At 56.1% G+C, this 6,671-nt stretch carries 7 protein-coding genes; 3 read left to right on the top strand and 4 right to left on the bottom strand.

What is annotated here, in order from left to right; translation table 11 throughout:
- Window positions 1–546 (top strand): hypothetical protein (locus Q363_RS29635; RefSeq protein ID WP_211256428.1); only part of this gene is annotated, 546 nt, incomplete at its 5' end.
- A 655-nt stretch (window positions 547–1,201) separates the two neighbouring features.
- On the opposite strand, the gene dhaL is transcribed toward Q363_RS29635, so the two are convergent.
- Together dhaL and Q363_RS29620 are read right to left on the bottom strand one after the other, a co-directional pair.
- The gene (gene dhaL, locus Q363_RS29625; protein ID WP_035357898.1) at window positions 1,202–2,917 is read right to left on the bottom strand and encodes a dihydroxyacetone kinase subunit DhaL; all 1,716 of its coding nucleotides are present in this window, start codon (window positions 2,915–2,917) and stop codon (window positions 1,202–1,204) included.
- Between the two features lie 48 nt (window positions 2,918–2,965).
- Window positions 2,966–3,226, bottom strand: coding sequence for a hypothetical protein (locus Q363_RS29620; RefSeq protein WP_035357894.1), 261 nt, complete (start codon window positions 3,224–3,226; stop codon window positions 2,966–2,968).
- A gap of 759 nt (window positions 3,227–3,985) precedes the next feature.
- Here Q363_RS29620 and Q363_RS29610 point away from each other — a divergent pair.
- Both Q363_RS29610 and Q363_RS29605 read left to right on the top strand, forming a co-directional pair.
- Window positions 3,986–4,297, top strand: a complete 312-nt coding sequence (locus Q363_RS29610; protein ID WP_245632556.1) for a hypothetical protein — start codon at window positions 3,986–3,988, stop codon at window positions 4,295–4,297.
- A gap of 24 nt (window positions 4,298–4,321) precedes the next feature.
- Window positions 4,322–4,534 carry an SOS response-associated peptidase family protein gene (locus Q363_RS29605; protein ID WP_035357888.1) on the top strand — a complete coding sequence of 71 codons (213 nt, stop codon included), beginning with the start codon at window positions 4,322–4,324 and terminating at the stop codon, window positions 4,532–4,534.
- A gap of 73 nt (window positions 4,535–4,607) precedes the next feature.
- Here Q363_RS29605 and Q363_RS37040 read toward each other — a convergent pair whose 3' ends face one another.
- Window positions 4,608–5,456, bottom strand: coding sequence for a S1 family peptidase (locus Q363_RS37040; RefSeq protein WP_051979523.1), 849 nt, complete (start codon window positions 5,454–5,456; stop codon window positions 4,608–4,610).
- Between the two features lie 939 nt (window positions 5,457–6,395).
- The gene (locus Q363_RS29590) at window positions 6,396–6,599 is read right to left on the bottom strand and encodes a cold-shock protein (RefSeq protein WP_035356300.1); all 204 of its coding nucleotides are present in this window, start codon (window positions 6,597–6,599) and stop codon (window positions 6,396–6,398) included.
- Window positions 6,600–6,671: the final 72 nt, after the last annotated feature.

The raw sequence follows: 6,671 nt of genomic DNA, 5'->3' as shown, positions 1-6,671 counted from the left end.
GGTATGCCATCTGCTCACCATTTTGAGGAGCTGTATGGAGTCACGGAAGAACGAGCTCTTAACTTCTGGGCCTCACATCTCCACGAAGAGATAGGAAGTAAGCGGTGGTCCCAGATTTGCGACTCTACAGGCGTCTATCTTGCAAGCGTGCTTGGTCACTTTTGCCTGCAGTCAGTAGATCGGATGGAAATCCTTTCTCCTGATTACAGCCCGAGCGATCTGGATTTCCGGCAGTTCGCAGATCTGACCCAGATCGCTGAACTCATGATGAGGCAGCTGACTCGCGCGAAGAACCCTCTCTGGATGGAGTCAGCCGGCGCGCACATCCTTCTCTACGCCGGATTCTTTCAAAGCCAAAACAAGGACCGGCACAACATTGAGTTTTATTCAATCATGGGCAGAGAATGCTATCTCATGGCGGCAGTGGGAAAGAGAGCAAGGGTGATGAAACTGATGGCGACGGGCTTTGATCAATACCTCTTCCTTTTGGCCAACCTCCATCGACATCTGCGGGAAAACAGATATCTGATAAGGACGGAGAGCTAAATTTATTGCTAAATGCGTATGACCCTGCTCCCCAATTTGGTCTCCGGTCGAACCACCGAGGCTTCCTGGTGGATGTCTCACTAAGCTACAGCCCGACGATGCGTGGTAATGAGTTCTACCGCTCGCTACGTCTCGCCCACAGTATAGGTAGCTCCCGCAAAGTCTCGTTATCGGCAACTTCCCAAAACCGTTTTAAGGGAACAATGCCTCATCGTTTTTGCATGAGTTCCGAGCGGCAGGACTGACACCTCAGGCAGTCTTCGCGGACGCAGCCTTCGCTGGACCAGCCTTCTTCGCCTTCGCCCAACGCTTTTTCTGTGCAGCTGCGATACGTGCCTTGGCCTCAGCACTGAGAGGCTTCCTTGTCCGCTTGACAATAGGCGAAGCGGCTTTCGCAGGACGGCCTACTTTTCTGGATGTGGAGGCACTGGTCAGGAGCGCCTTTGCCTGTTGAAGAGCGGCAATCTGAGCATCTATTTGGCTGAGGATTGTTGTTAGATCCATGTGGAAAAGACTAACAGGCTCGTGTCTAAGCTCAAACGGATTCGCGCGAGAATGCAAGTTCCTCGAAAGTCGGCATTTCGGCAACTTCGAGCTATTCGCTGCCCAGCGTATCCTCCATCGAAGAATTCCTGCCAAGATTAGACTTGAGGGCTTAGCGTGCAAAGAGCGCCTCGGAGGCTGCACGCAGCCAGACGGCGACCGCCTTCGCTCCTGGATCGGGACAGCCGACCACCCGATCTCCAAGATAACTCGACCGCCCCAGACGGGGTCTCATTCGGGCCGTCGCTTCGGCGCCGCGTTCCGCCGCTTCAACCGCGGCCATGATCGCCTCGCGCGACGCCTTCCCGCCGACCCCCTTCTTCAAAGCCTTCACGAATGGATCGAGCGCATCCAGCATGGTACGATCGCCAGGCTTCGCGCCACCCAATTCACTGATGGCGCGGCAGCCTTGACCGAGCGCTTCGGCCCACTGCGCCAATCCCGTTGCGCCCGATTTCTCCAGGACGCTGCCGCAACGCAGAAAAAGCACCCCGTAGAGCGGCCCTGATGATCCACCCAACTCGCGCCGTAGGGTATGACCGATCGCTCTAAACGTAGCGGGAACATCCTCCAAAGGATACGAACCTACCGCACCTTGCACGGCCTTGGCCGCGCGCTCCATGCTGGTGCCCAGGTCGCCGTCGCCTGTAACGCGGTCCATCTCGGTAAGCTCACCTTCTGCGCCTAGCAGCGCCTTGCACGCGGCCTCGATGGCCTGCTTTGTTTTTCTGCCTGACTCCGATTGCGCTCCCCCACCAGTCGGCGAGCTCACTATCGTGCTGACCTCCCCTGCGATCTGCGCTTGTGGTTGGCCCGGGCGTTGTTTCAGCGCGTTGGGCCATGCGGGAGCCGTAGTCACGGCATCAAGCCAGCGCAGCCACTCATCGTTGACACCGAGAATGGTGATTGAGATCCCCGCCATATCAAGTGAGGAGAGAAATGTTCCGGCATACATCCGCTCCACCGTAAATCCCTTGCTTTCGAGAAAACGCATCGCATGGCGGGCCACAATCGCTAGCTCCATCTCCGTACTTGCGCCAAGATTGTTCACCATCACTGCCACGCGCTTCTCGTCGCCGAACCTTCCGTACTTCAGAACTTCGGCCAGCAACGTCTCGGTCAGCTCGTCCGCAGTCTGCAGTCGCATCCGCTTCACGCCGGGTTCCCCGTGAATACCGAGGCCAAGCTCCATCTCATGCTCGCCGAGCTCAAAGCTGGGTCTTCCGACTGCAGGCGAAGTTCCGGCAGAAAACGAAACGCCCATGGTCGCCAGGGACTCGACTGCAGCTCTTCCCATTACTGCTATATCGGCCAGGCTCTTGCCTTCAGCCGCGGCAGCCCCCACCAGTTTGTGAATGAAAATAGTGCCGGCGAGACCGCGCGCACCGGTAGCCTGCCCCGTTCCTTTCAGGGCAACGTCATCATCCACGATCACCATTTCGACCGAAATACCTTCAGCACGCGCCATCTCCGCCGCCAGACCAAAGTTCAGCCGGTCGCCGGTATAGTTCTTTACCACTAGAAGCGCACCGGGCTCTTTCGAAACCGCCTTGATCGCGGCGAAGACCGAGTCACTGCTTGGCGAAGTGAAGACTTCTCCGACCACAGCAGCGCTCAGCATACCAACACCAATGTAGCCCGCGTGCGCTGGTTCATGCCCGCTGCCTCCGCCGGCGATTACCGCGACCTGTTGGACATGGGCTTGCTCCGCATCTGCACGGACCATCACTTTGTGTCCCAACAAACGAGCCGAGCTTGGGTGAAGCACGGCCAGCCCTTGCATCATTTCTTCCACGACATCTTCGGGACGGTTAATGAACTTTTTCATGACAAAGCCACTGTACAGCGTCGAGTCGCAGGCCTATTTCCCAAGTGGTCATTTCGCCGGAAAGCAAGGCAAAGCCTGTACAGGTCTAAACCGGAGGGCTTCTGTGTCGAACTCTCCAATCTCTACATCACGAAAGAAAACCTTGTAGAAGTCTTCCGCAACAAGTTCAAAGCCGAGATCTTCAAAGCGTAAGACTTGGCTGACGAACACTCTGCCCTTGTGCCAACTGATGTCTCCGCTGTTATTCACTCTGCGAATTACAAACCCTGTAGGGTAGACATAGCCGATCAAGGCACGCGGCAGCATCATGGAACTAGGCTGATAGATACTGCCAGGCGTCTTATTGTTCAGGCCTTCGTGCGGACGCTCGTGATTGTATAACTGGGGTACAAGACACCCATAAAACCTACGCCCGAGAAGTGACCTACCGCTGGCATCCCTGGTGTGGCCAGACGGTCTGGGTTCAAGGCGAAGCGCGCCGTGGCGGAAGCGTTGTTCCTCGTTGCGTGCGAGACGAACTGAGCAGGTCGGCACCGTTGGAGATCCCGTGGGCTCCGCCAACTGGTCCACACTCACGGAGTGATGGCCGCAAACATCCGCAAAGCTCTCGGGAAGAAATAGTAGTGTGTTTGTTGTAAACTTCCGGCATCCGGAAGGCCTCAAATGAAAAGCGACGCTATTAGCGTTCTTCGTTCTCCCCGGGAAGGGAGCTACGTCATCGTCGACAGCTCTGGTACTCCCTGGACTCTTCCTTGTTGGTCTGACGCAGTGCAGATATTGCTCGCTATCACGATAGAAACCGACTCCGAAATTGAGGATATCAAAGCTGACATCGACGCCGGCGGGATGAAGCGATTGCGGTACCGGGAGCCGATGGATTAGCCGTTCAAAACCTCCAATCCCAATCAGTAGGCTCCTAAACCACAACCTCTTGTGCCCCAAAATCCATCCACAACTAGTCCGCAGCAGTTTCGTCTTTTCTTTGCCTATGCTGTCTAGGTCATGGGCGGAGAACGCGGATCGACGGCAAGGATGCGATTGAGCGGGCAGATCTGCTGCAGCTGCAAAGTGTCTCTTTCGCCTCCGCACCCAGGCTGCGAGCGATATTGCACACGTTGCCGGCCTCCGACGCGCCGCGTCTACCTGTACTTCATGCTGCGCGACAGCTGGCACATCCAATTCCTCGAGGCCGACCTCAAGTCACCGCTGCCGCGCAGGCTCACCTTCCGCGACGCCGCGAAGATCCGCGAGCTCTTCGACCGCTTCGCTGCAGAGCGCAAACTCGAAGACCGCCAGGCGCTCGAATACGCGCTCGAAAATGGCCGCGGCTCCATCTGGCTCAACCTCACCGAGGAGCAGTACGCCAAGTTGAAAAAGTGAATCTAAGTCACGGTGAGGGTTGAGATGAAGCCAGACAAGCAGAAGATCGCCGAGGCCTTCTACGCCACCAAGGTCGATGACTTCGTGCTGCCGCCGTGGGACTACAATGTCGCGCCCACCAGCATGCAGCCCATCATCCGCGCCAGCCGCGACACCCGCGAGCGCGAGTTGGTCTCCATGCGCTGGGGCCTCGTCCCTTTCTCTTTCTTCACGAAAGACCTCTCTAGCTCAAAGTGATGGGGTTTGCCCATACGAAACGGCTACATTATGGCGCCGCATTCGGGGGCCCTGATTTCGTGAAACGAATGAACTAAATGAATTGGTGAATAAAGGCAAGGGCTTCCGGCGTGTCAATGCGAAATGAGTAAGTTACTCCTGCGCAATTGCCATTGGTCAAGAACGAATTCACTGCAAGAACGATGTTGGTTCCTCCGAGAAGATTGGGTCCACCAGAGTCGCCAAAACACGTGCCACCCTTCCCTTGTGCTGGATTCGCTGTGAGCTTGATAAATTCATCGTGAATCACGTCATTGCTCTGGATTAAGAGGCTCGGCGCAAAGAACCGGGTGAAAACGGCGCCTGGCTGTGGCGGTCCGCCACCTCTTATGAAATTCTGCACGCCGTAACCGACGATCGTGATCTCCGTCTTCATTGCGAGCGTGTCCACTAGCCCTTGCATCGGCAACTGCCCATATGTACTGACGACGCTCGTCGGGACGGGAGATTCCATCACAACAATGGCGACATCGTGGGTGTCGAAACCTGGGAGGCCACCTTCGCAGCCAATGCAGAAGTTTGGATCCGGGTGAAAGGTTCCGAAGAACGAAAGCCGCTCTGTATTGAAGAAGCCGTTTGGGTCAAAGGTGATTTGTACGCGATCACCCGGGTCAAAACAATGAGCGGCAGTCAGGAAGATGGTTGGCGAGAGCAGGGTGCCTGAGCAGGCGAACTGACCATTGTCAGCAAGGCCAACGTACGGATGTTCTGTCCCATCTGGCTGGCCATTAGTAATTCCGAACGCATTTACTGCGAAGGAAGGAACCAAAACGGTTGCGAGCAACAGGGCGAAGATCATCCGTCTTACGCCCTTGAACGAATTGAGCATTTTGTCAGTGCTGTTGCGGTCACGGTGAATGCATATACCGACGCTCGCTGTCATGGGGAGTGCTCCTTTTGGTGAACTGGTCTTAACTGCGCGCCGGTATCTTCACGTTTCGCGCACGGCTTTGTCAAAGGAATTTTTAGACAATACCGGCTTCACGTTCGTCATTTGAGCCAGGACTGTTACGAACTGCTGCAAAAGGCCAGGACCATGATCGAGACGCAAACGGTACAGAGTGTCGCCGATCCTATGGCTATAGACGAGGGCGGCAGGAAAATCTTCCTACTCACCGATGCCGGTCTGACCGTAGTGGACATGGGTCAGGCGCCGCTTTCAGTGGGACACCTGGGTTCGGCTCAGCCTGTTTCAGGGGGGACTATCCAGCTGCGCGGCAGCGGCTTCGACAGCACCACCACGGTCAGTGTGGACTCCACCCCCGTAATACAACTCTGGTGGACGAGAATACGCTTACCGTATCGCTGCCGGCGCTGAACAGCGGGGCGCACGACCTGATTCTCAGCAGAGATGATGGAAGCACGCTTACGGTCAAGGGGCTGATCACAATCCCATAACCCCTCCAACGTCGCAATGACAAAGATTGGCACTATCTGTGCCAATCCTCTTTTCTTTGTCTGAGGCTAACGACAAAGCGGGAAGCGATGGCGACTCGTTGAACAGTGGGTCGCCGTGATGCATCTCCTTCGGCGGCTACACGCCGGGCATTACATTGCATTGGCAAGGCCGCTTGAGAAGGACGTCCCTCCCTCTACAAATGCAAAGTTGGGTTGTTTGGTAACGATAAAGTCGGGTTTTCGGAAACTTCGGGGGCGTTTGGCTTCCCGAAGGGGTCGAAGTCGCCGACAACACCGTTCGAGGGAACTCGATGACGTCACTTCGCATGACCGGCGAGGTGATCTTGGGCCATCCTGATAAGGGAGTGCGGAATGGACATGGCTGTAACCCTTCAGGCGTTACAGCCATTGTTCGGAACGAAGCTTAAGCGGCCTGAATGTTCGAAGCCTGCTTGCCCTTCGGCCCCTGGGTCACTTCGAAGGTCACTTTCTGCCCTTCCTGAAGTGACTTGAAACCGCTTGACGCGATTGCGGAGTAGTGGGCGAAAAGGTCTTCGCCGCCGTCGTCCGGGGTGATAAAGCCAAAACCTTTTGCGTCGTTAAACCACTTTACTGTTCCAGATGCCACGTGACACTCTCCTGCCTGCGGTTTACCGCCAGCACATTCCATTCTACGTTTGTTGCGCCCCTGCTCAATGAC

Origin of the sequence: Edaphobacter aggregans DSM 19364, from assembly GCF_000745965.1 — a bacterium.
Classification (GTDB): domain Bacteria; phylum Acidobacteriota; class Terriglobia; order Terriglobales; family Acidobacteriaceae; genus Edaphobacter; species Edaphobacter aggregans.
Note: the sequence above shows the minus strand (reverse complement) of the source record. Positions and strands in the feature narration are given on the sequence as shown.